This is a genomic window from Metallosphaera sp. D4-4, assembly GCF_046245145.1.
Lineage (GTDB): Archaea > Thermoproteota > Thermoprotei_A > Sulfolobales > Sulfolobaceae > Metallosphaera > Metallosphaera sedula.
Genome location: NZ_CP176412.1, coordinates 405,168 through 426,832, shown reverse-complemented (window position 1 = coordinate 426,832; position 21,665 = coordinate 405,168). Strand labels below are relative to the sequence as shown.

The 21,665-nt window shown below is 51.7% G+C and carries 26 protein-coding genes and 2 tRNA genes; 15 read left to right on the top strand and 13 right to left on the bottom strand.

Translation table 11 applies throughout. From position 1 onward, the window contains the following. The first annotated feature begins 3 nt into the window (after nt 1–3). Nucleotides 4–1,107 carry an extracellular solute-binding protein gene (locus ACI49J_RS02440; protein ID WP_240254623.1) on the top strand — a complete coding sequence of 368 codons (1,104 nt, stop codon included), beginning with the start codon at nt 4–6 and terminating at the stop codon, nt 1,105–1,107. Then, nucleotides 1,104–1,871 carry an ABC transporter permease gene (locus tag ACI49J_RS02435; RefSeq protein ID WP_240254625.1) on the top strand — a complete coding sequence of 256 codons (768 nt, stop codon included), beginning with the start codon at nt 1,104–1,106 and terminating at the stop codon, nt 1,869–1,871. The genes ACI49J_RS02440 and ACI49J_RS02435 overlap by 4 nt, the downstream gene beginning before the upstream one ends. A 103-nt stretch (nt 1,872–1,974) precedes the next feature. Here the strand turns inward: ACI49J_RS02435 and ACI49J_RS02430 are convergent. Then, nucleotides 1,975–2,071, bottom strand: a tRNA-Pro gene (locus ACI49J_RS02430). A gap of 182 nt (nt 2,072–2,253) precedes the next feature. Here ACI49J_RS02430 and ACI49J_RS02425 point away from each other — a divergent pair. Then, nucleotides 2,254–2,460: a hypothetical protein gene (locus ACI49J_RS02425; protein ID WP_012021724.1), complete on the top strand. Its 207-nt coding sequence runs from the start codon at nt 2,254–2,256 to the stop codon at nt 2,458–2,460. Here the strand turns inward: ACI49J_RS02425 and ACI49J_RS02420 are convergent. From ACI49J_RS02420 to thpR, 3 genes are read right to left on the bottom strand one after another with little or no spacing between them, the layout of a single operon-like run. Then, the gene (locus tag ACI49J_RS02420; protein ID WP_240254655.1) at nt 2,420–3,037 is read right to left on the bottom strand and encodes a serine/threonine protein kinase; all 618 of its coding nucleotides are present in this window, start codon (nt 3,035–3,037) and stop codon (nt 2,420–2,422) included. The two genes, ACI49J_RS02425 and ACI49J_RS02420, sit on opposite strands and share 41 nt — an antisense overlap. Next, nucleotides 3,025–4,263, bottom strand: coding sequence for a CCA tRNA nucleotidyltransferase (gene cca, locus ACI49J_RS02415; RefSeq protein ID WP_240254627.1), 1,239 nt, complete (start codon nt 4,261–4,263; stop codon nt 3,025–3,027). Before cca ends, ACI49J_RS02420 begins: the two co-directional genes overlap by 13 nt. 12 nt (nt 4,264–4,275) lie before the next feature. Continuing rightward, nucleotides 4,276–4,818 (bottom strand): RNA 2',3'-cyclic phosphodiesterase, encoded by a 543-nt coding sequence (thpR, locus tag ACI49J_RS02410; RefSeq protein WP_240254629.1) that lies wholly within the window; start codon nt 4,816–4,818, stop codon nt 4,276–4,278. Between the two features lie 63 nt (nt 4,819–4,881). Between thpR and ACI49J_RS02405 the strand changes: the two genes are divergently transcribed. After that, complete coding sequence (locus ACI49J_RS02405) at nt 4,882–5,385, top strand: AAA family ATPase (RefSeq protein WP_012021728.1); 504 nt, start codon at nt 4,882–4,884, stop codon at nt 5,383–5,385. Next, nucleotides 5,382–5,813 carry an RNA-binding domain-containing protein gene (locus tag ACI49J_RS02400; protein WP_240254631.1) on the top strand — a complete coding sequence of 144 codons (432 nt, stop codon included), beginning with the start codon at nt 5,382–5,384 and terminating at the stop codon, nt 5,811–5,813. The genes ACI49J_RS02405 and ACI49J_RS02400 overlap by 4 nt, the downstream gene beginning before the upstream one ends. Here ACI49J_RS02400 and rnz read toward each other — a convergent pair. The 3 genes from rnz to prs are packed head-to-tail and all read right to left on the bottom strand — an operon-like array spanning nt 5,797 to nt 8,510. Beyond that, entirely contained in the window at nt 5,797–6,672 is an 876-nt protein-coding gene (rnz, locus tag ACI49J_RS02395; protein ID WP_240254656.1) for a ribonuclease Z, read from the bottom strand. The two genes, ACI49J_RS02400 and rnz, sit on opposite strands and share 17 nt — an antisense overlap. 54 nt (nt 6,673–6,726) lie before the next feature. Beyond that, on the bottom strand, nt 6,727–7,641 hold the full coding sequence (locus tag ACI49J_RS02390) for a TRM11 family methyltransferase (RefSeq protein ID WP_240254632.1): 915 nt from the start codon (nt 7,639–7,641) through the stop codon (nt 6,727–6,729). Beyond that, the gene (prs, locus tag ACI49J_RS02385; protein ID WP_240254633.1) at nt 7,638–8,510 is read right to left on the bottom strand and encodes a ribose-phosphate pyrophosphokinase; all 873 of its coding nucleotides are present in this window, start codon (nt 8,508–8,510) and stop codon (nt 7,638–7,640) included. Before prs ends, ACI49J_RS02390 begins: the two co-directional genes overlap by 4 nt. A 51-nt stretch (nt 8,511–8,561) precedes the next feature. Here prs and ACI49J_RS02380 point away from each other — a divergent pair, with 51 nt between their 5' ends. From ACI49J_RS02380 to ACI49J_RS02355, 6 genes are all read left to right on the top strand, one after another. Then, a complete protein-coding gene (locus tag ACI49J_RS02380; protein WP_240254634.1) occupies nt 8,562–9,326 on the top strand; it encodes an ATP/GTP-binding protein in 765 nt (254 codons plus the stop codon). Between the two features lie 46 nt (nt 9,327–9,372). Next, nucleotides 9,373–10,107, top strand: coding sequence for a DNA polymerase sliding clamp (locus ACI49J_RS02375; RefSeq protein ID WP_012021734.1), 735 nt, complete (start codon nt 9,373–9,375; stop codon nt 10,105–10,107). Further along, the gene (priS, locus tag ACI49J_RS02370; protein WP_012021735.1) at nt 10,076–11,038 is read left to right on the top strand and encodes a DNA primase small subunit PriS; all 963 of its coding nucleotides are present in this window, start codon (nt 10,076–10,078) and stop codon (nt 11,036–11,038) included. The genes ACI49J_RS02375 and priS overlap by 32 nt, the downstream gene beginning before the upstream one ends. A 55-nt stretch (nt 11,039–11,093) precedes the next feature. Then, nucleotides 11,094–11,477, top strand: a complete 384-nt coding sequence (locus tag ACI49J_RS02365; protein WP_012021736.1) for a hypothetical protein — start codon at nt 11,094–11,096, stop codon at nt 11,475–11,477. A gap of 209 nt (nt 11,478–11,686) precedes the next feature. Next, complete coding sequence (locus tag ACI49J_RS02360) at nt 11,687–11,896, top strand: hypothetical protein (protein WP_012021737.1); 210 nt, start codon at nt 11,687–11,689, stop codon at nt 11,894–11,896. Next, nucleotides 11,893–12,198: a hypothetical protein gene (locus ACI49J_RS02355; RefSeq protein ID WP_012021738.1), complete on the top strand. Its 306-nt coding sequence runs from the start codon at nt 11,893–11,895 to the stop codon at nt 12,196–12,198. Before ACI49J_RS02360 ends, ACI49J_RS02355 begins: the two co-directional genes overlap by 4 nt. 62 nt (nt 12,199–12,260) lie before the next feature. Here ACI49J_RS02355 and ACI49J_RS02350 read toward each other — a convergent pair. Further along, nucleotides 12,261–12,348: transfer RNA gene (locus ACI49J_RS02350), tRNA-Ile, on the bottom strand. Nucleotides 12,349–12,478: 130 nt separating this feature from the next. On the opposite strand from ACI49J_RS02350, the gene ACI49J_RS02345 reads away from it, so the two are divergent. From ACI49J_RS02345 to ACI49J_RS02335, 3 genes are all read left to right on the top strand, one after another. Beyond that, a complete protein-coding gene (locus tag ACI49J_RS02345; RefSeq protein WP_409366461.1) occupies nt 12,479–14,851 on the top strand; it encodes a protein kinase domain-containing protein in 2,373 nt (790 codons plus the stop codon). 66 nt (nt 14,852–14,917) lie between these two features. Then, nucleotides 14,918–15,421 (top strand): hypothetical protein, encoded by a 504-nt coding sequence (locus tag ACI49J_RS02340; protein WP_409366460.1) that lies wholly within the window; start codon nt 14,918–14,920, stop codon nt 15,419–15,421. A 30-nt stretch (nt 15,422–15,451) separates the two neighbouring features. After that, complete coding sequence (locus ACI49J_RS02335) at nt 15,452–16,348, top strand: ornithine cyclodeaminase family protein (protein WP_409366459.1); 897 nt, start codon at nt 15,452–15,454, stop codon at nt 16,346–16,348. A 106-nt stretch (nt 16,349–16,454) separates the two neighbouring features. Here ACI49J_RS02335 and ACI49J_RS02330 read toward each other — a convergent pair whose 3' ends face one another. From ACI49J_RS02330 to ACI49J_RS02310, 5 genes are all read right to left on the bottom strand, one after another. After that, nucleotides 16,455–17,534: an AAA family ATPase gene (locus tag ACI49J_RS02330; protein ID WP_409366458.1), complete on the bottom strand. Its 1,080-nt coding sequence runs from the start codon at nt 17,532–17,534 to the stop codon at nt 16,455–16,457. A 163-nt stretch (nt 17,535–17,697) separates the two neighbouring features. After that, nucleotides 17,698–17,859 carry an RNA-protein complex protein Nop10 gene (locus ACI49J_RS02325; RefSeq protein WP_012021742.1) on the bottom strand — a complete coding sequence of 54 codons (162 nt, stop codon included), beginning with the start codon at nt 17,857–17,859 and terminating at the stop codon, nt 17,698–17,700. Next, a complete protein-coding gene (locus ACI49J_RS02320) occupies nt 17,856–18,626 on the bottom strand; it encodes a translation initiation factor IF-2 subunit alpha (protein WP_409366457.1) in 771 nt (256 codons plus the stop codon). Before ACI49J_RS02320 ends, ACI49J_RS02325 begins: the two co-directional genes overlap by 4 nt. 1 nt (nt 18,627) lies before the next feature. Continuing rightward, nucleotides 18,628–18,825, bottom strand: a complete 198-nt coding sequence (locus ACI49J_RS02315) for a 30S ribosomal protein S27e (RefSeq protein WP_012021744.1) — start codon at nt 18,823–18,825, stop codon at nt 18,628–18,630. Further along, nucleotides 18,822–19,109 carry a 50S ribosomal protein L44e gene (locus ACI49J_RS02310; protein WP_012021745.1) on the bottom strand — a complete coding sequence of 96 codons (288 nt, stop codon included), beginning with the start codon at nt 19,107–19,109 and terminating at the stop codon, nt 18,822–18,824. Before ACI49J_RS02310 ends, ACI49J_RS02315 begins: the two co-directional genes overlap by 4 nt. Before the next feature lie 254 nt (nt 19,110–19,363). Between ACI49J_RS02310 and ACI49J_RS02305 the strand changes: the two genes are divergently transcribed. Beyond that, on the top strand, nt 19,364–21,580 hold the full coding sequence (locus ACI49J_RS02305; protein ID WP_409366456.1) for a peptide transporter: 2,217 nt from the start codon (nt 19,364–19,366) through the stop codon (nt 21,578–21,580). The last annotated feature ends 85 nt before the right edge of the window (nt 21,581–21,665 follow it).

Genomic DNA, 21,665 nt, shown 5'->3' with positions numbered 1-21,665 from the left:
ATTTTGATAGCCTTGAACAAGGGTTTAGTTATTGGTGTAGTTGTGTTAGTAATAATTGTAGTAGGAGTTTTAGCATATGTGGAGATTGGAATGCCGAAACACGTAACTCCCTCGCCAACTACCAATACCACAACTACTACGACTACGACGACTACCACTACCTCTCAAACCCCGCTCTACATATGGGTAGCTGATGCCTACACGGCAGAGGCCCAATATCTAGGTTCGTCGTTCCAGAATGCCACAGGCATAACTGTGCCCACTCCCAAGGGAGGCGGATCCTTCGGGCTAGCGAGGGAGATCGCGTCCGAGGGTCCCAACGCCCAGGTTAGCGTCTTCCTTCCCGTGGCTCTCTCAGCTGCATCTCCCTCATACCTGGGAAATTACTCCTCAGGCTGGGCAATAGCCTTCGTAGCAGACCAGCTCACCATAGCTTACACTAACTCCAGCATAAACAATCCGTACGCACAAGAAGCCCTCAATTACGCCAAGGAGGCAGAGGCCGGAAACATGTCAGCGTGGTACAACTTCTTCCAGATACTGAGTAGCGGTAAGGTTAAGGTTGGTATCTCAGATCCCAACACAGACCCCGCTGGTTTTAGGGCGTGGATTACCCTAGAGTTAGCTGGATATGAATATGCCAACAACACTTTCCTATTCTACAATGAAATGCTGAACAACAAGGGTAACGTGACCGCGTCCAACGCAGCTGAGCTGGTATCGCCGTTGGAGGCGGGACAGATCAACTTCCTGTTCATTTACAAGTCGGCTGCCATAGCCAAGGGGTTGGAGTATATACAACTTCCCAATCAGATTAACCAGGGAGATCCTAGTTACTCGAGCCTTTACTCTAAGTTTGAGTACAATCTATCCACAGGACCGGTTTACGGTTCCCCCATCTACCTCTTCATCACTGTACCCAAGAACGCAAATAACCAGGCCGAGGCTCTTGAGTTCGTGACGTACGTGATTGAGAACTCCCAGTCCCTAAGTAAGTTCGGCCTACTTCCGCTGTCTCCTGCAATCCTGTTCAACTCTACGGCAGTTCCTCCTCAGATAGCCTCTTTACTCTCCCAGGGTAAACTGGTTGAAGGAGGTACGCTTTGAACTGGATAAAGGTAATCTCGATTTTTTCTGCTCTTCTCCTCTCAGTTCCGGTTCTCTACATTCTTATTGAAGGTTTCGTGGTTAGATCTCCACAGGCCTTCTCATCCTCTTTTCTGGAGGGAGTAGAGCTCTCGCTCATTTCATCTGTAACGGCTGCCCTCATAGATGTGGTGGTCTTCACTCCCCTGGCATATTACCTCTCTAGGGGAAGGGATCCAATTGTGGATACCCTGGCTGACGTCCCAGCCTCGATCCCGCATCCTATCGTTGGAGTCGCGCTTGTGTTCCTGGACGCAAGCTATTCTCCCGTGGGAAAGTTTCTCCAGGCCCTTGGGATTAACTTCTTCGATACTTTTCAAGGCTTGGTCGCAGCCCTAGTGATAGTTTCAGCCCCGATTTACGTTAGGGGAATGAGATCCTACTTTGATGCCTTACCTAGATCCTACGAAAACTACGCCATGAGCTTGGGGGCAGGTCCCCTCAGAACCTTCGCGTATGTGGTTCTGCCAGAGTCCCTCAGGGGAATGGTTTTGTCGGCGTTAACCAGCATGTCTAGGGCATTGAGCGAGTTCGGTTCCATAGCTATTATCGCATATTACGTTCTAGGTCAGCCCTTCAATGGCGTCTCGCCAGCATCAATACAGATCTATAACTATTACGGATATTACGGACCACAGGTGGCTATCTCTGCCTCCGCGGTAATGATATTGGCAGGCCTGATTCTGTTGATAGGCATAAAGATTCTAGGGTTAAGGTTGAGATAAGAAACCAGTCCTAACCTGAGAAGTTTTAGTAAATGTCGGCTTTGTGGAATTTACTCTGCCCAATGCCGAGAATGAGTCGTCCCAGAGAACAGAATTGTGGAGATGGGGCCGCCGGGATTTGAACCCGGGACCACCAGCGCTCTGGTGGTTAGGGAGTTATCCCCAGGCTGGCATCCTAATCCAAGCTAGACTACGGCCCCTCTACTTATGTGCTTCTTGCCTCGCTTATAAATCAATCTACTAGTAATACCAAAAAGTTTCAATCAACTCTCCGTGTCTTCCCAACGGTAATGATAGATTGAAATAAGGGACTTCCACCCCGGTATCACGTGCCGATACTTTAAGAGGGATTACGAATATAGAATAGGATAGGTGGAAAATTTTGGCGATTGTTTATAAATGCAAGGGATGTGATAGCGAACTCTACAAGTTCGAGAAGGTAGGCCAGGACTTTTATGGGGTGAGGACCCCCTCAGAAATAAGCTCAATTTATGGGGGAAAGTGCCCCAAGTGTGGGAAGAAGCTGAACCCTCCATCCGTAGACGACGTTAACCTGAAGTTGAGGGATAGGAAGTCTGGATCCTTTTGAGAACCTCATCTAGATCAATTTCACCTTTCTTGTAAGCCCTAGCTAAGTCGTGAAAACCGAACGCGTTTAAGATCCTGTTCACATTGAAGGGCCTCTCCTTCACGGACACGGAATCGTAGTCGAGGATGTAGGTTCTTCCCTGGGTCACGATCACGTTCTTCCAGGGGTGAACTAGCTCCTTGTGTTCCAGGTTAACACTCTCAAGGTACCCGGCCCTAAGCAGGAGATCCGTAATTACTTCCGTGCTCTCGACGTAGTCCAGATGCCTACCCTGGACATACTCCATGAGAATGAAATTCCTTCCGAATTTCACTACCCTAGGGGCAGATCTCTCAGCCCTCATCTGTAGTCTAGCCTCAAGTTCCAGGCTCTCCTTCGGGGAGTCGGTCCTCCTAATCTTGAGAGCGAGGCCGTCCTCTGTCAGGACCACAACCCCAGTCTTTCCCTTCCCCAGGACCTTGTATCTCCCAAGGGTTGTCCCCCCGATCGAGTATGCCCTGGTTAGTCCAAACGAGACCAGCTCCTCCTCAATCTCGGGAGAGTAGGTAGGGAAAATGAACTTCGCTATTTCAACCAGAGTGGCCTTTTCCTTAAGAAAGCCCTCGTGCAATCGTCGCTGGCCTCCGTGAGTTTATACTGTCTTACCGAGTACTTATACTTGAGAGAGATCGAGTTAAGGATTATCCTCTCAGGGTTGACCTCCTTCCTGCTCTTCACCGCGTAAAGTTTGCCGTCATCACCTACCCAGACGTGCCTGTTGGAGAGGATGAATTCAGTGGAGCTTTCAAGGTAGAAGGGAGGTCCCTGTCCCAGGTAATGATCCCCTATCTGTGTTGACTCCACCTGAACCAATAGCCTGACCCTCTCGTCCTGGCACCACCCAACATCTACTACCCTGAAACCTGCGTTGAGCAGTGAATTCCTCATCTTCTCCACGCTCCTTCTTATCTGTCCCCAAAGAACGTCGTCAACATAGGGCTCCAGTAGCTCGATCTCCGCAACCAGGACCTCTCCTAGGACGGGTTGCGGTTCAGGCGAGGGAGGATAGAAGAAGTCAAGCGAGGCTTCCTTAAGAAACATCCTAGAGGCTATGGACATTGTTGCCAGACTTTTCATGGATACGGCAGCAGCGGCGTTCCTCCTGGGGTCTACGGGATCTGGGATAACCAGGGGTGAGTTGAATTCCTTGGTTTCCCTCTCCAGAACTATCTCGGTACCGGGTTTCCAGGTTGACGCGCCCTTTAACACGTTCAGGAATGAGCCGTAGTAGATCGTGAGCAACTCAGCAACATATCCAGAGAAACCCATTACTCTTATCTCGGCGCCGTAAACCCCTATCCCCTTCAGGAACCTCTTTAGGAGTCTAACCTGGTCCTTTCCCTCATCGCTCAACCTGCTCGTAACGTATCTTGTGTGAAAGGGGGTTCTATCTACAGCCGTGATAGCCTGATCCCCGCTCTCTACCCTGAGCGCAGGAACAACGTCGACTTCAACTCCGTCCACTTCAACTATGACGTATGGGTGCTCAGCGTAAGCCAGCCTCGTCCTTAGTCCCTGAAGTCTGTCCAGGATTTCCCTCAAGGCTTCACGGGCCAAGTATTCCTTCCCAACACTTCTAGGGTAGAACACAAACAGGTCCACGTCAGTGTCCCCCTTCAGCCACGTACCCTTCCTGAAGGAGCCGTGAACCTCGGCGTCAAGGTCCTTGAGCCTGGAAATCACCAGGTCCACGGCACTCTGAATCCTGATGGCGTCCTCAGGTCCCGGTTTCACTCTCCTCAAGACTTCCTCGAGTATCTCCAAGGCAAAACCCCATTATGCCGTGATTCTGTGAAGTGGATCGTAGATAGGCCCCTTGGGGGTTAAGGTGCTCTTGAACAGGACTATTTCCTTTACCTCCTGCTCACCAAACTGCTTGTCCGACATCTCCTCTACGAGTTTGGCAAGCTCGAGCACACCTCTCGGTCCCTTCACCCTTCCCAGGGTAAGGTGCGGAACAAATTGTTCCTCTTCCACCCTAACTCTCCTGGAGTTTAGGGCTTTCACCAGGGAAGTCCTGATCCTTTTGAGCTCGTTGAAACCTTCAGTTATTCCCACCCACACAACCCTAGGTCTGGACACGCTGGGGAAAGCTCCTAACCCCCTGAACACAACCCTGAAGGCCGTGAACTTCACCTCGTCCAAGCTCTCCCTCACCAGGTTAACCCTGTCCTCTGCAACTTCCCCCAGGAAAGCCAGAGTAATGTGAACGTTTTGGGGTTCCACGAGCTTCACGTCAGCCCCAGTTCTCTCCACCATTCCAAGAGCCTCCCTTAGCCACGGCGCATCATAAACTGGAATCCCTATGAATAGCCTCACGTTTTTTAACCCCTCAATCCTAAGGAAAGGTGGTCTCCAATTAAAGTCCTTCTAATCACTGGAATGCCCGGTTCCGGAAAGTCCCTCCTCTCCTCAATCTTGAAGGAGAGAGGTTACACGGTGATCGTGATGGGTGACTCGGTGAGGAAGAGGTTCGAGAAGGAGGCAAGACACGGTGAAAGACTCATGGATTACGCAAAGAGGTTAAGGGAGATCTATGGTGAGGGGATAGTTGCCAGGTTAAGCATAGAGGAGTTGAGGGGAAGGGAGGAAAGGGTAGTCTTTGATGGTGTGAGAAATCTTGCTGAGGTTGATGAGTTTTCAAGACTTGGAAAACCTGTGATAGTCGCAGTTCACGCCCCACCTGCTCTCAGATATGAGAGGCTAAAGAAAAGGATGAGGGCTGATGATTCCTTGAGGGAAGAGGACCTAAGGAGAAGGGATCTCGAGGAGATCGCTCTCGGAGTTGGGGGAGTTATAGCCCTGGCGGACGTCATGGTAGTCAACGACTCCACAGAGGAGGAGTTCAGGAAGAGGGCCCTTGAGGCCCTGGGGAAGATAACTTGACTAGGATTGTGGTAACAGCCGAGATTAGGCCATCGGAAGACGAGGATAAGGTTAAGGTGGCAGTGGCAAACTTCTTCTCGTTCAAGTCAAGCAAGGTTGAGGAAGGAAAATTCAGGTTGTTCGTGGCGGAATCGGACACGCTATCAAGTCTTTCAAAGTTTCACAGGGTTCTTAGGGAAGAGAGGATACTGGACGCTGCCCGTAAATACCTGAGGAGGGGCATTGAAGGGGACAGGCTGACCTTCATGATCCATAAGCAGGCAGCATACGTTGGGAAAATCACCTTTGTGGATAGTGAGAACGAGTCGCCCCTGGGTCCCATAACCTACACGGTGTTTCACAGGGATCTGGAGGCCGTGGTGGACTGGCTAGCTCCCAGGACCTCAAGGGGAAGACCCCTCTGGGACAATCCTATGCCCGAAGATTGAGGAAGGAAAGGTCCTCTGGGACGAAGGACATGGGGAAAATTCTCCTGGCCTGCTTCAACATCTCTGACGTGTCCCTGTACCTGGCACTTATGTGAATTAGGGCCAATCTCTTGACCTCTGCTTCCCTGGCTACGGTAGCAGCCTCGGTTGACGTGGAGTGACCGTACTCTGATGCGTCAACCCCCTGCTCAAAGGTCGAATCATGGAGGAGGAGATCAACTCCCTTGACCGAGTTGATCACGCTTTCACAGGGCCTTGTGTCTCCTGTGTAAGCTATCCTTATCCCCCTCTTCACGATTAGGTAGTCCTCAGGTTTCAGAACCCTGTCACCCCAGGGGACCTCCTTCCCCTCCTTAAGCGCTCTCATTACTCTCCAGTCAGTAATCCCTTCCCTCCTCAACCTCTCGGCGTCAAGGTTTGCGCTGTCCTTCTCCTCCACAAGGTAGCCCTGGGAGGGAACCACGTGGCAGGTTCTAAAGGGCCTTACCCTAATACCCTGGTTCTCGTAGCTTGAGACGAACTCTATGGGAAAATTGGGCGAAAAGTAGGTTCTCTCAAAGGTCTCGGCTAGTAAGTCCTTAAGCCCTTCTGGACCAAGGATATACAGTCTCTCCTTCCTATCGTACATCCCCATGGTCTGGATCAGCGACGGTAACCCAAGTACGTGGTCTGCGTGGAGGTGGGTTATGGCAATCACGTTAACGTTCATGATGTTCAAGGAGTTCCTTATCATGGTTATTTGTGTTCCTTCACCGCAGTCCATGAGTATGGAGAGTCCTTCCCTCCTCACCAGGTAAGCTGGGAGTCCTCTCCTAGATGGTGCTCCCCCACCTGTACCAATGAAGTAAACCTTCATCATACGCTGGAACTCCACGAAAATGATGTCGGATGGGTAAAAAGGTTGAGGAGACGCTCATCTCTCCACAACGTATATGGCCCTTGACAGGCTCTTGTGTTGATAGAGGAAGTGGGTGTACACGGTCCTCAGCCCAGCCGACCTTATGACGTCCCTCCAGTCCACATTGGAGTCTGCGGCGAAAACTAACCTCCCCTCCAAGATTTCCGCCACCTCAGAGAGAAACCCTTGGTACAGCTCCTCCAACTTCATCCCCTTCGCGTTACTTGATCTACCGTAAGGTGGGTCAGTAACCACGGAGAACCCTCTCGTGTAGGGGAGAGCCGTGGCCGAACCCTGTATCAGTTCACTGGAGTATCCGAAGTACTCCAGGTTAACCTTTGCTTTTCCTATCATCCTGAGGTCCACATCTAGTCCCACCGCTCTATAACCTAGCCACTCAGCTTCTATCAGGATTGAACCCAGTCCCGCAAAGGGATCTAGAACCCTTCTGGGCCTAGCCAAGTTCACCATGAGCCTAGAGGTGTAGGGATCCATGGTTCCAGACTGGGAAAAGGGCTTCCTCGAGTGCTCAATCAGGCTCTTGCTATCTCTCTCCTCTTCTCGGAGCCCAGCCAGGATGACCCCATCCGTGAAGACTAAGTCAAGTTTCTGACATGACCTAGACGTCTTAACCCCGCGAACAGACTCCGAGTATAGGGCGTGAAACCTCTCCTTTTCCCTTCCTAGGATGACGTCGGGATAGATCGAGAAGCAATTTCCCTTGAGGCTCTCGTTTATCTCTCCTGGATCGTGGGAGATGGTCAGGACCTGTCCCACAGCCTTTATCGTGGACGACCTTCTCGCAACCCCCTTCACTTCACGATCGTAAAGGCCAACCCCAGTTAGGAAATGAACCTCCTCCCCAACTAACGCCCTGAGTTCAGCCATGGAGGCAAAGGCTTCGTCATTGCTTAGCTTAGCGTATTTCATAGCTTCACGGCTATCTGATCCGATATATCCACTAGGTTAACCTTTTCCCTTGGAACCACGGTGTTAACTCCGACGATCTCCTTGATCCCTGCCTCCCTTAACCTGTTGTATGCCCCGTTAACCAGCAGGAGGTGAACGGCAGCGGCACTCACGGTTTCAGCACCCAGAGATTGGGCTATCTTGGTTGCCTCTACCAGCGTTCCACCGGTGCTGATTATGTCGTCCACGAGGACAACGTCGTAACCCTTCAGCGACCCTAGGTTTCCTGCTCTAACCCTAATCTCCCCGGTGTGCCTATCCCTCTCCTTTTCCAGAAAGGAGTACCTGCATCCTAGTTCCTTAGCGAGTCTCTCGGCCCTCCCCATGGCTCCCCTATCTGGGCCCAGGACGAAGGGGTTCTTGACAAACTTTTTCACCTCCTTCGCCAAGGAGGGAATAGGATCCACTACCCTCACCTCTCCCCCAAAATAGTCCAGGGACTCTTGATGATGTGGTTCCACTGTGACCAGGGTTGAGACACCCAGGGAACGCATGACGTTGAGCACTGTCTTTATGCTTATTGCCTCTCCATCAAGGAATCTCCTGTCTTGCCTGGAATAGGCTATGTAGGGCACAACGGCCGTCACCCTGGATGCCCCCACGTCCCTTAGGGCCTCGACCATTAAGAAAAGTTCCATGAGGTTCTTATCCTGCGGTGGTTGAGTTGTCTGGACTAGGACAACCTCCTCACCTGAGAGGGAGGAAGGAATCCTAACGTAGGACTCCCCGTCTGGGAAAACCTTGTGTTCAACCTTGATCAGCCTGGCTCCCAGTAACTTGGATAGCCTTTCGTCGATCCCGTTCGTCGCAGTACCTCCTACAATGATCATTGTAGTGAATGTAAGGGTGAAGTTTTAAAGGTTAAGCAACGACGTAAACCCATGTATTACGTGTTCTTCACAGGAACTGCCGGCTCAGGGAAGACCACCATGGTGAAGGAGTTCCAGGAATACCTCCTTGACCAGGAAATGGACGTTGCCGTGGTCAACATGGACCCTGCAGTGGAGAGGCTTCCCTACACCCCGGACTTTGACGTAAGGGATTACGTTGATGCCGTGGAGGTAATGGAGAGATATGGCCTGGGTCCCAACTCATCCCTCATAGTCTCCGTGGACCTCCTCCTCACCAAGGCAACGGAGATAAAGAACGACATTGGGAACATAGAGGCCAATTACGTTCTCGTGGACACCCCAGGTCAGGTAGAACTCTTCGCGTACAGGGACACCGGGAGGACCTTCTCGTCCCTACTGGTGGGGGACAGCAAAAGCGTCAACGTGTTCCTCCTGGATGCGTTTCTGGCCAGGGATGCCAGGAGTTACGTGTCTCTCCTTCTTCTCTCCAGTTCAGTTAGGTTCAAGTTGGGAATTCCACAGCTGAACGTTCTCTCCAAGATTGACTTGATCTCCAAGGATGAATTGAATAACCTCCTTGAGTGGGGCCAGGGAGAGGGACTCATGGACAGCCTGGGAGTCATAGATGATTATTCCTTTGAGCTAGTGAAGACACTCGTGGAGAGCCTGGAGGTACCCCCCATACCCGTTTCCTCACCAAGTAGGCAGGGATTCGATGAGTTATACGCTGAACTCCAGAGGGTTCTAGCTGGAGGAGAGGACTACGCCACAGAGGAGAACAATAGCAGACTGTAGGGAAGGGACCTCTTCTTTTTTAACCTGAACCCTTAATGATTCATCCATGAAATTCAAGGTTATTGACGCTAACTCGATGGCCACGATCTTCAGGACCATAGGCGAGTTCATGCCCGAGATTACCTTGATAGGAACCAAGGAAGGCGTCAGGCTCAGCGGTGTTGATCCAGCCAGGGTTGCACTCATAGATATCTTTATTCCGCAGGCCTATTTCCACGAGTATGAGAGCGCGGAGAAGGAGACCGTTACTGTTAAGCTTGAGGAAATAATAGCTTCCCTCAAGAACGTTAAGAAGAACGATAGCTTAACTTTCCAGTCAGGGGAGGACAGGCTCATGATAACCTTGGACGGTGACTTTGAGAGGACCTTTTACCTACCCATCCTCATGGGTGAGGAGCCGAGTCTACCATCGATCAAGCTGGAGTTCGCCTTTAAGGCCAAGATGCTCACCTCGACCTTCTCCAACGTCATGCAGATACTTGGAGACCTAGGCGATGCCCTAACCCTGTCCGCAGAGGGAGGAAAGCTCACGTTCATGGTTGAGGGCGATGTGGGCAGTTCCAAGGTGGAGTTGTCTGAGGAGTCTGGGACCCTGCTTGAGGCCACCGGTGCAGACGCGAAGGGGACTTACGGCATGGATTACCTGGTGAAGACCGCGAAGATGAGGAACTCTTCTGACATAGTGGAGCTCATGTTCGGTTCCCAACTACCCATAAAGTTGAGGTTTGAGTTACCTCAGGAGGGTTACGGTGACTTCTATATTGCCCCCAGGGCAGAATAGGATAGTCAGGTCTCTGATCAGGAGCTATTACGAGAGGGCAGAGCTATATCTCCCCTTCGACATGGAGTTGAGGGAGTTCGCCTTTCAACCGCTCTCAGGAGGCAGTTACGTTAGGCATCTCTCCTTCCAAACTGCCCAGGAGTTGAGGGAGGTGTTGTTGAGGGAGGTCCCAGGTCACGTCTTCTACTCCTCTGCCAAGTATCAGAGACCCTCAGCCAGGGACATGGAGGAGAAGGGTTGGATGGGGTCAGATCTCCAGTTCGATCTAGATGCTGACCATCTATGCGAGCCCAGGAAGATCACCTTCTGTCCCGTCTGCGGAAAGGAGGTTATGGGCGAAAGGTGTCCAGATCACGACGTGGAGGCGAGGGAGTACGTGGAGATTCCCTTGGACTGTCTAAGGAAGACCTGGGACCAGGCTGTGCTTCTCTCCAGGATATTGAAGGAGGACTTTGACCTGAGCCCCAGGATCTTCTTCTCAGGGAACAGGGGCTTTCACGTGCTCGTGGAGTGCAGTGGAGATTGCGCACTCATGGACTCAGACGACAGGAAGGAGATTGTGAGGTACGTCATGAGGGACCAGGTTCCCTTCAGGGGTGTTGAGGGGGATCCTGGGTGGGCCGGAAGGCAGGAAGGAGGGGTTAGCGTGGACGAACAGGTTACCGTGGATGTGCACAGGCTCGTGAGAATTCCAGGGTCAATCCACGGAAAGAGTTCCCTCCTCGTTAAGGAGATGAACGATTTCCTCTACGATATATCCCTTTCCCCCTTCTCGGGAAAGGCGGTCCTCCTCCCCTTCATTACAGGGGACTTCCTCCTAGTGGACAGGCAGTTTCACCTGAACAAGGGGGAGCCAGTTTCCATGGAGGCCGGTTACGCGGTCTTCGCATACCTCAAGGGCTTGGGTGAGGTGACCTATTACGTTAGATGAGTTCCTATCAAGGGAATTGAAGGGAGAGGACCCCCAGAGTATCCCAGGGGTCGAAGTGGAGCAGATTATCTCCACCTTCAAGAGACTAAGGTATAAGTACAAGGACAAGATACACGATGCTGAGCTGAAGATCTATTCCGAGATCGCAGAGTCGCTATTCGAGATGAGGCTCATAAAGGTCGTGGAGAACAGGGAGATCAAGGACAGCTTTGACTCCTGGCATAACGAGGCGGTCAACAAGATGAGGGACCTCTACGTTAACTATCTCACCGGGGCCTACGTCAACAGGGATGGGAAAGTTCTGTGTGAGGTGAGGTCGAACCTGAAAATGGACGGGATCGAGCTCAAGCAGGGAGATTACGTGATGCTAGGCCTGAAGAGGGCCTTCTCCCTCTGGCTGGCAGGTTACGTTGAACCGTGTAGGGTGGAGAGAAGGTAGTTCTAGTTGCAACTAGGGATTCCCGGGATACCATAGGGCAGTTGTAGAAAGTCTCATCGCAGGTAAACCACTTTCCCTCGCGTTTCTTGTAAATTTTTATTCTCGCGTTTCCTTTTTATCCAGTATATAGACTCGTCAATAACGAGTGGAACTTAGCTCTCCATGAGTTCTCTAGCCTTCTAATAGAGTCCCTTGGACCCAACCTATCCATGGTCCTAGGGCTGGACGAAGACTCTTGGATTAGGGACAGTAACGTCCTCGTAGTCGTGAAAAAGATTGATGACCAGGTGAGGAGGAAAGTAGCTAGATCGGCACTCTTGGTCAACGACAAACACGACTGCACCATTAGTTACTACCTTGTTGAAGAAGGAGAGGAGCTGATACATGAATTCCAGAAAATCGGAAATACTGTTGAATGAAGCTAAAATCGATATCCAAGCGGGTAGCCTTAACAAAGCTGTCAGCCCTGTACTTCTCGGTAAGAAGAGAGTTAGAATCTATTCTGGAGGCGATGAATTTAGAGGTACCCCGTCGCGACGACAAGCTGGCAAATGTGTTGAAGCACATGGGTTTCAGCTCGGAGGCAGAAGATTTACTACACCTCTACACGCTCAGGAAAAAGGCGGATTACGATGAAAGGTCGGTCACCGAAGAGGAGAGTAGGGAGGCTCTCGTGATAGCCACGCGACTTCTTGATGCATTAAGGAAAGTGAAACCGTGAGCCTCTTGATGTGGGACTAGTCATCTCTTTATCCTGATCATAACCAAGTTTTCACAGGAAGGTGGGCCCGGAGGGATTTGAACCCTCGACCTCCCGGTCTCTGACAGAAGTTATCAGCCGGGCGCTCTAACCATGCTAAGCTACGGGCCCCTCGAGGCTTATCCCTCGACATCATAAAATCGCCCCAACGTTCATTTAAAGCTTTTGCTTTGGATTGGGGTATCCTACCCTCATAGGGGCTCTCAACGTTTATTACCTCTGAAAATTCTAGATTCCAAGGATGAAATTTAGTTATGGTTTACTGGCGAAGTGGTCATCTGCCCTTAAGATAGCCGGATCCCTTGAAGCCATTGCCATAGCCTTCCTCTACCTCTCTAGAGAGATAGGAATCAACCCAACCCTATCCAGTTTATCTGTGCCCATCACCTCAGTTCTACCCCTGCTCTTCCTCCTCTTCGTGTCCTTGGCATCTATTCTCAAGCATAGCACGAAGGCTTACGGCCTCGCGATCTCGCTTTGGCTCGGACTAGCTCTGATCATGCTCAACCTAGCGAATAAGGGCGGAGAGCTAGGAACAGTCACTGGGTATGCACTGTCTTTCCTTACCGCCCTCATCCTTGTGATCGCGTCGATCGTTCTCTTCACTCACAAGGGGAAATGGAGGACTTTTGTTTTCTCCTTTCTTCTCTACGTGATCCTGATCCTACCCTTGATCTCCTACCTTTTCCTGGGCAATCAGTTCATTTCCCTCCTGATCTCCTTGGAGGGAGGTCAACTCTCAGTCATACCCAACACCCTGGTCTCGGAACTTCACTCCTCAACGGGTTTAATCTCGATGCTTCTCTCCTCACTTGGTCTTGTAGGCTTCCTCATGTTGAGTTACTCTCCAGATACGAAACCCTTCCAGGCCTTCAGGTCAGTGGGACTGACGTATCCCTCAATTCCCGTATTTGGCTCCCTGTGGCTTCTAGCCTTCAGTCAAGTTCTAGGAGGAGACTTCTCCCTTCCCTTCATGATACTGGCCTTGGCGTCCCTAGTCATGATCCCCATCAGTCTTGTCCCCAGGCTAAGGTTCAACGCCGTTCCGCTGGGTCTCATCACGTCTACTATCTCCCTAGCCCTAGGGGGAATCATGTTCCTCCTCACCTCAAGTCCTCTGCTCCCCCTTCTCCTGACGGGCGCAGGCGGTTCAGTGATACCGAGGGGGTTAACTGATCCGGATAAGGTTAAGGCTAAGCTCGTGGAGTCAGTGAGGCTCAAGAGATATAGCACCGCAAAGAGGTACGTGGGCTTCCTCAACTCACTGGGGATCTCCACCAGTTCCTTGGCCTGCCAGTTCTCAAGGGACAAGAACTGTACAGTTCTCCTCTGGTTGATTTCTAACTACAACGTTGACTACAATTCATGTCAGGACCTGAAGGGCTTCGTTCAATGTATCCTGTCCTCAGGCAACCTTCCGAACAACGTTGATCCTCTCCTTCTAGCCCTGGAGAAGAGGGATAGGGAGAACGCCGAGAAATTGGCTGGGCTGGTCCTGGCCAAGGGAGTCAACGAGAGGACCAGGGAGACGGCGAGGAGGATAATATCTCCCTCAACTCCAGCCCCCGCGCAGGAGAAGCTGAACCTTCCACCTCTAAGTCAATGGGACCCCTCACTCTGGGTTAATAGGGAGATTTACGGTTATCAAGTTAAGAGGGTAGTGGGCAAGGGAGGCACTGCCTACGTCCTTCTGGGGGAGAGGGGAGGACAGGCCTATGCCATAAAGATCCCCTTCATATCCCCCGCCTCCGCTGGGGAGAGAACTAGACTGAGCAAGACCACCTTCGCCGATATGGCCGGGGAATCATCAAAGTTGCAGGAGATCTCCACCAAGACCGAGGACATGGTAACCCTGTATGGCATCTTCGTGGATAGGACCGCAATCACTGAGATACTCTCGGGGAAGGTAGAGGTCTACCTGAAGTCTCCCCCAGCCATGGTCATGGAGTTCATGGGCGGAGGGGACGTGGACTCCCTTCTCAAGGAACAGGCGGTGTTCTACTCCGAGAAGTGGGAGAGGATAGTAACCTTCATCCTCATGAGGGTTGCGAGGGCACTCAATGTGGTTCACAGTGAGGGTTACGTTCATCTCGATGTCAAGACTAAGAACATCTTCTTTTCCTCCTTTCCAGGGAGGAGCGGGGATGAGGTATTTGAGAACTTGATCACGGGGAGAGTCAAGGCCAAGCTTGGTGATCTAGGGGCGTCCAAGAAGGTGGGAGGGGTTCTGGACCAGTACACGGCAGAGTACTGTCCCGTGGATCAGGTTCAGGCGCTCCTCATGAGGAGCGGGGCCCATCCAAGGATGGACATTTACGCACTAGGGGCTACGGGTTACAAGATGCTGACAGGACAAATCCTGAATCCTGCGGAGGTTGTTAAGCTCATGGACGGTGCTGTGGACGAGTACCTCAACAGGGGTAACTACAGCGTCTTAATCGATCAGGCATTCAGGGAGTACCAGAAGTTTTACGCTGGGTTAAGCCTACCAGGCGTTGATCCCGAGCTGGCAAACGTGATAAAGGCCATGGTAAACCCAGACCCCGTGAGAAGGCCTACAGCAGGGCAAGTGGCGACTAACCTGGAGAGAATTTTGAACAGGATGGGGAAATGAGGGGAAGATAGAAAGAAGAGGAGCCCCTGCGAAAAACGTTTAATAGGGTATTTCCACTCCACCATCATGAATCGCGTTCTAGTTCCCGCAGTGATCGCTGTGGTCGTCGTGGTGGCAGTGGTTGCGTTTCTCCTGCTACATCCTGGAACGCCCCCTCTCCCTCTCAACGAGACCGTGATAAACTCCACTCTGGGCCCTGGGAAAATACTTCCCACTAGTGGGTCCTATCAGGTGAAGGACGGTTATGTCATAGTTCATCAGCTTAACGGGGAGACGACAAACCAGAGTTTCTCAGTCCTGGTGAACGGGGTCTATCAACCCTCCGAGGTTAAGTCCGGCGTCCTGGAGTACGTGAACGGGAGTAGCTATCACGCGACAGTGATTGTGTTCCAGCTCGTTAACGTGGTCAGCTCCAACTACACCCAGATAATTAACGGTAGTGGGACCACGATAATCCTAGTTCACAGGGGCTACGCCGAGGCTGACCTATACTATTTCGGAGGTCACCTCACCTCGTCGCAGGATCAGGCTCTGATCTCAGTTCTGTCCAGGTATCTCGAGAGCCTCTAAGTTTTTAGCCATTCCCTCTCACAGGAGGACATGAAAGTTCTCACGGATCAAGATCTCCTGGACCTCCTTCCCCCGGAGAGGGCAGTATCAGCCATGAAGGAGGCCTTCTCCCTCCTGTACAGGGGAGAGGTCCTCTCGCCGCAGAGAACAGTCCTCACGATCAAGGAAGATTGGTGGGGCGTTATGCCCTGCAGGACCAAGTACCTCTTCACAGTGAAGGTTATCGCGGTTATACCAGGGAACAGGGATAGGGGTCTTCCAGCCGTGAATGGTGCAGTTCTGGCCATGTCACCGGATACAGCTGAGCCCTTGGCACTCCTTCCTGGGGCAACTCTAACCGCAATCAGAACCTCAGCCACCTCGATTCTGTCCACAGAACTCGCCGTTGGGAGGAAGGTGGGAGTTCTTGGGGTGATCGGTGCAGGCCAGGAGGCCGAGTTCCACATTAGGATGGCCCAGGGGTATCTATCTCCCTCGAGGATTCTCGTGACCTCGAGGAAAAGTCACGTGGAGCTGGCAAGAAGGACAGGTGCAGAGGCAGTGGACCTGGATACCCTCCTGAGGGAGAGCGACGTAATCTTTGCGACCACGTCATCAACTACCCCAGTGGTGAAGGGCAAACTCCTCAAGGAAGGTTTCCACGTGGCAAGCATAGGGGCTCACACCCCTGAGGCTCGAGAACTCGATGACGAGACTGTCGGGAGGGTAAGGACATACATGGTCGATTCGCTTGAGGCAGTTTCCAAGGAGAGCGGGGACTACATACAACCAGCAAGGAGTGGCGTTCTCAGGGGTAAGGTGGTGGAGCTAGGAGAGGTTCTGGAGAGGGGAGTGAAAGTGGAGAGGCCCTCAATTTTCAAGAGTGTTGGGGTAGCAGTTCAGGACAACTTGGCGAGTTACTACGCAATTAGGCAGGTCTCACTCTAGACGAGTCATGGAAACTTCGGGGGCCATCGGTCAAAAGCTCCTTCTACGCTCTCGTAACGTTTTCTCCCCCTCTCTCACTCGAGATTCCCTAGCAATCAACACGGGCTCAGCTCGAGAACGTTATCCCAATCAAGGGCTCTGCGGGACAATACTTCCCGTTCTCCTTCACTATCCACGACGATCTCATCAACTGCCTCAAGTAGTTTGAGATCTCGGAGTCACTAATCTCAACTCCTTCCCTCGCCTCTAACGAGTTCTTTATCTCTCCCCACGAGGCACATCTAGACACAGCTCTCATCACGGTGAAGTATCTCTCCCGAGCCAAGCTCTTGTCCCTCAGGAAGTTCTCGAACTCCTGTGCTATTAACCTCGTGGCAGTGTCAAGGGTCCTCTGTAGGGATGCAGTAAGATCAAGCTCCTGCAGGAAATAATAACCGAAGTAGGTCAGCCAACCTGGTATGCCTCCTATTCTCTCGTACACCACCTCAGGTTTATTGAACTGTATAGAGTGCTCCTCAAAACCTCTTCTTAAGAACTCGATTGACTCTTCCTTGGAGAAGGGTTGCAACTTCACCTCAAGGAAAGCCCTCCCGTAAAGTGGTGCCCCTGGATCCTCGACCCTAAGGTAATCATAAAGGAGCCCCATCTCTGAACCTCCCAGGATAAACTTTACGTTCCTGAGGTTGTCGTATGCGTAAGCAAGCGAAGGCAATAGGTTCACTCCCCTCACCTTCCTGAGCTCCTGGGCCTCATCAATTACCACCACTACCCTAGTGCCGTGATTCTCGGCCCACTCCTCAAGTACCTCGAGAAGGGATGAGAAGGAGACTCTCTCCCTCTTACCCCAGCTGAACTTTACCTCGTTTCCCAGGATCGAGACCCCCTGAACGTGCTTCAGGAAGTTGAGGAGAGAGTTATCAGTCCTTGTGAGCTTGTTGATCTCCCTCTGTATCTCTAGAAGGAAGTCCCTGTAAGGCACGTAAGCCTCTTGAAATTTTCTAAGGTCCAGGTACAAGTTGGGGAGACCCAATTCTCCCAGGGCTATCCTTATGAGAGAGGATTTTCCGGTCCTTCTCAAACCCAGGGTTAACGCTATGGGAGACGACAAGGTCTTTAGCCTCTCCAGTTCACCCTCTCTGTCAAAGAAGTCCTTCCTATCTCGTTTCGGCGAAGGGTCAAATAACACTTCTACCCCCAGAAGTAACTTCTACCCCCAGAAGTAAAAACTTGAGCATCAGGTTCACGATTGGACTAGCGTGAAGTGGGCTCAGTGCTGCAGTGTATCATCACAGATCTAGCCGCCCATCGCTCTTCATGGCCCCGTGTAAATAGTAGGGCTAGATAAAAAGTCAGCAGACTTTCCCTCTCCTGGCCAGGATCCTATACTTCACCATTCTATCTACCGGAGAGAACCTGGGAGGGTGGGCAGGCTTCGTCTCACCTCCGCAGGCGGGACATCTCTCGTGAAGGGTGTAAACCTTGTCCTTGGGACACTTCCTGATTAGCCTCACTTGGCAACCTCCGCTGAAACGCCCTCCTCCTTTGCCCTCTCCAGTATCCTTTGAACAACCTCCTCGAGCCTCTGTGCCACAGCCTTCGGGTCAGTCCCTGAAACCTCAACCCTATACCTTGGGGCACCAATCGTGAATATCCTTATGTCCCCCTCATCCTCGAGGTCGAACACCTTCCTGATCTTGTCCACACCATCAGGGTCCAGGCTCTTCACCAGGACCACTTTGCTCTCCTTAACCTTCTTCTCTTCCCCGTGTTTGCTGGCCTCCTCAAGGATGGGCTTAACCCAGATCTCTGGCACCCCCGCATCCAGGAGGACCTTCTCCCCTTCCTTAGATGCCTTCTGGAGGGCCTCGTACACGTCGCCGTACTTCTCCTCGAGCTTCCAGGCCACCTGCTCCCATGCTTCCTTCTCGCTCTTCTTGAGCTTCTGCGCCACTATCTCCAGGATCTTGTCGATCTTCTGTATCCTCTTCCACTGGGCGTTCTTCTTCCTCCTATCGTCGTCATTGACCTTCTTCAGGGAAACGTCAACTGACCCCTTCTTGCGGTCAACCCTAATCACCTTGACGATGATCTTCCTTCCCTCCTTGACCACATCTCTTATGTTCTTAACCCACCTGGTGCTTATCTCGCTCCAGGGAAGGAAGGCCTGAAGCCCACCGTACTCGTCAAGGGTGACGTAACTACCGTAATCAAAAACCTGCTTCACGGTCGCAATTAAGATGTCCCCCTCACGGGGGAGAGGGTACCTGTTGTAGATCATTTTAACCTAGCTGTCTTAGTTCTTCTCCGACTATTTTTGCTTTCCCGCCCCTCGGGTAAACGAGCTGTGTCCCGCAGGCGAGGCAACGGGCAGGGAAGGTGGAGTGGGAGAAGATTACCTGCTCGTTGTTGCAGTTGGTGCACTTCACGCGAACGAAGTGGGATGCAGGTTCTGGGATTAGTATCCTAGTCTTCCTCATTTGATCACCTCAACTAGTTCGAGCTTCTTTACCCTCATCCCTAGCTTGGAGTAGGTGTAACCGCACTTCTGACACTTAAACATCAGGGTCTGCTTCTTCGTGACCTTGGCGAACCTCTTGGGAACTGGCTTCCTTGTGCTTCCGTAACCTAGGTTCTTCCTGTTGTACCTGCGCTGTCCCTCTGCGATCTCCCTTCTCTTTCCACCCTTGTAAAGGGAGATGGAGTGGTCAGTGTGAGTCTTACACTTGGGGCAGTAAGCCTTGACTAGCTTAGGGAATTTCATGGGAGGAAAGAGAAGTCCAAGTTTAAAAGTCCATCTCCAGCGTGTTGGTGCTCTGGTTAGAGGGTGTTATGAGGATGAACGATTGTGGTAAGGTTAAATTCCTGATCAGCCTCAAGTCGACATGCCACCTAAGTTCCTGTCGTGATGGGAATCTGTTCAGGGATGAATGTTAAGGGACCTAGGAGGCGGTTTAGACGGGGGAACTAGCCTTAGTCTGGATTAAGCTTAATTATGTCCCACTCCTTATTCCCGCAATGGCTCTTAAGGAAGTCTCCAACGTTCTCAGGAAGACAACCCTTGTGGATCTAGTAGTCGTGATAGGAATCTCCATTATCTCGATCGCTATACGTGGCCTTAGTGCCACCTATCCTCTCTCGATCAATGGCTTCGACTCCTGGTACCTCTTCTACAACGCTGTCCTGATAGCTCAAGCCCACGGGAATTGGTACGCCGTCCCTCCAGACGTTCACTCTTGGTTCCCGTATGGTTACTTCATCGAACTCGGTGACACCATAGGGCTCCCCTTCATCTCAGCCCTACTTGCCCTACCCTTCTACTCTTCCTTTGGAGCAAACGCAGTATATACAGTGGTCCTCTTCCTGGACATGGCTCTAGCAGGGCTAGGCGTTGCATCTGCCTATCTAGCTGTTGATGGCCTTACTAAAAGCAGGGTTGGAGCCGTGATTGCGGGACTAGTGATAGCAGTTTCGCCTGCGCTAACTTACAAGAATCTGGTGGGTGGCCTCCCCAAGACCTCCTGGGGAGGAGTTTTCGTCCTCTTCTCGATCTACCTCCTGAACCTGGCCATAGAGAGGAAAAAGCCGTGGTACGGCGCAGTTGCCGCGGTCCCCCTCTTCCTAGCAGAGATATCCTGGGGAGGTTACACCTACATCGACATAAGCCTTCTAGCAGCTGCCTTTCTGGCCATCCTCCTGAACAGGAACGATGAGGTCACAGTGAAGTCCTTCACGTTAATGGGCGTCATAACAGCCTTCTTGACCTCCTTCGCACCCAACAGCATAGGATTTCTATCAGGTGCAGCTCACGGTCTCTCTCTCCTCCTTGTTTCGCTTCTCTTGTTTGTGGACCTTTACCTAAGGAAGATACTGCCGAAGGAGAGCTCGTTAACCAGGTCCTTAATACTCACCTCGTTCCTAGTCTTGATCTTCGTCCTCGCCATAGGCGGTCTATCAGCTTTGAGGGCTACCCCTATTCCCTCTAGATATTACGCAATCGTGGATCCCTTCTACCAGTTCACCGTGCCCATAGACAGGACGGTGGCGGAGTATATACCTCAGCCGTTGACTTCAATGCTCACTGACTTCGGCGTAGCCATATTTCTCTCAGTGATTGGGATGTACTACTTCCTAAGGGAGGGTAACCTCTCTGGGTTATGGCTCCTTGTCCTGGGAGTGGCGAGCATATACGGGACCTCGGAGCAACCCTATCTCTTCAACTACACGGTGTACATGGTCGCTCCCCTGGCAGGGGCAGGGATCTACTTCGTGGTGTCTAGGCTGAAACAGGCCAGGGTTAGGGTCGCTCCCATCCTTCTCTTGGCGGTGGTTGGGATCTCGCTCGTGGCTGATGCCGGTTCAGCCATCATGGCTAGCAATACACCTAACGCCATCATCACCTCCGCTTCACCCTACCCCGTGCCCAACTATGCCTGGGTCACTACGCTTGACTGGCTTAGGACGCAAACCTCACCTCACGCCTTCGTCCTGAGTTGGTGGGACTACGGTTACTGGATTGAGGTGGTGGGAAATAAAACCGTGATTGACGAGAATAACACGCTTAATGACACCCAGATCAAGTTAATGGCTGAGATCTTCCTGAATAACGAGACTTACGCGGCCCAGGTTCTCGAGAGAGACTTTCACGTATATCCCTACGGAAACCCCAACTACACAATCCCCACGTACATAGTGGCATATGACGCGGTTACCATCTACAAGGGGCAGGAGGCCTTCCTTGGTTATCCCACGAACTTGGGCGGTCAGTTCCTAGGCTATACCTCGAGCCTCGGGGACATTGGGAAAGCTATGGGTGCAATGACCGTGATTGCGGGTTACCCAGTGAATGACTACGTGAATATTACACTTCTAAACCAGACTGAGACGCAGATTGCCAGCGAGTTCTCATCAAATCCCACACTGGCTCAGGAACTCGTAAGTCTAGTAGGCAACTCGTTCCCGTTTGCATGGACCCATCGCGCGTATCAGTCGCTGATAGCCAACATGTTCATTGAAGGACTACAGAGCCAGGGTTACCCCGTGATCGCCCCATTCAGTACCCAAATCTCGACCTCTGGCGTCAGCCTTGGCACTCCTCTACCGCAAGTCAGAATGGAGTACTTCCAACCAGTGCAGATATCAATGGACCCACTTTACGGAAATGGAGAGTACGAGGTTTACATTATGGTGGTAGTGTATCAGTTCGTCCAGCCCGGGTATGTGGCACCTAACTGACCAGACTCTACTCCCTTTTCTTGCGCCCTTTCTTGTTTGTATACATCAGTAGTCAATCGCTTTTTATATTATTACACCTTATCCG

Excerpts from the sequence above, each read along its gene's own strand:
- ACI49J_RS02335 (WP_409366459.1), top strand. The coding sequence starts at position 15,452 with ATGAAAGTTCTCACGGATCAAGATCTCCTGGACCTCCTTCCCCCGGAG.
- ACI49J_RS02310 (WP_012021745.1), bottom strand. The coding sequence starts at position 19,109 with ATGAAATTCCCTAAGCTAGTCAAGGCTTACTGCCCCAAGTGTAAGACT.
- prs (WP_240254633.1), bottom strand. The coding sequence starts at position 8,510 with ATGATCATTGTAGGAGGTACTGCGACGAACGGGATCGACGAAAGGCTA.
- ACI49J_RS02380 (WP_240254634.1), top strand. The coding sequence starts at position 8,562 with ATGTATTACGTGTTCTTCACAGGAACTGCCGGCTCAGGGAAGACCACC.
- ACI49J_RS02320 (WP_409366457.1), bottom strand. The coding sequence starts at position 18,626 with ATGATCTACAACAGGTACCCTCTCCCCCGTGAGGGGGACATCTTAATT.
- ACI49J_RS02360 (WP_012021737.1), top strand. The coding sequence starts at position 11,687 with ATGGTCCTAGGGCTGGACGAAGACTCTTGGATTAGGGACAGTAACGTC.
- ACI49J_RS02340 (WP_409366460.1), top strand. The coding sequence starts at position 14,918 with ATGAATCGCGTTCTAGTTCCCGCAGTGATCGCTGTGGTCGTCGTGGTG.
- ACI49J_RS02405 (WP_012021728.1), top strand. The coding sequence starts at position 4,882 with ATGCCCGGTTCCGGAAAGTCCCTCCTCTCCTCAATCTTGAAGGAGAGA.
- ACI49J_RS02315 (WP_012021744.1), bottom strand. The coding sequence starts at position 18,825 with ATGAGGAAGACTAGGATACTAATCCCAGAACCTGCATCCCACTTCGTT.
- ACI49J_RS02345 (WP_409366461.1), top strand. The coding sequence starts at position 12,479 with ATGAAATTTAGTTATGGTTTACTGGCGAAGTGGTCATCTGCCCTTAAG.
- ACI49J_RS02375 (WP_012021734.1), top strand. The coding sequence starts at position 9,373 with ATGAAATTCAAGGTTATTGACGCTAACTCGATGGCCACGATCTTCAGG.
- ACI49J_RS02355 (WP_012021738.1), top strand. The coding sequence starts at position 11,893 with ATGAAGCTAAAATCGATATCCAAGCGGGTAGCCTTAACAAAGCTGTCA.
- ACI49J_RS02305 (WP_409366456.1), top strand. The coding sequence starts at position 19,364 with ATGGCTCTTAAGGAAGTCTCCAACGTTCTCAGGAAGACAACCCTTGTG.
- ACI49J_RS02390 (WP_240254632.1), bottom strand. The coding sequence starts at position 7,641 with ATGAAATACGCTAAGCTAAGCAATGACGAAGCCTTTGCCTCCATGGCT.
- rnz (WP_240254656.1), bottom strand. The coding sequence starts at position 6,672 with ATGATGAAGGTTTACTTCATTGGTACAGGTGGGGGAGCACCATCTAGG.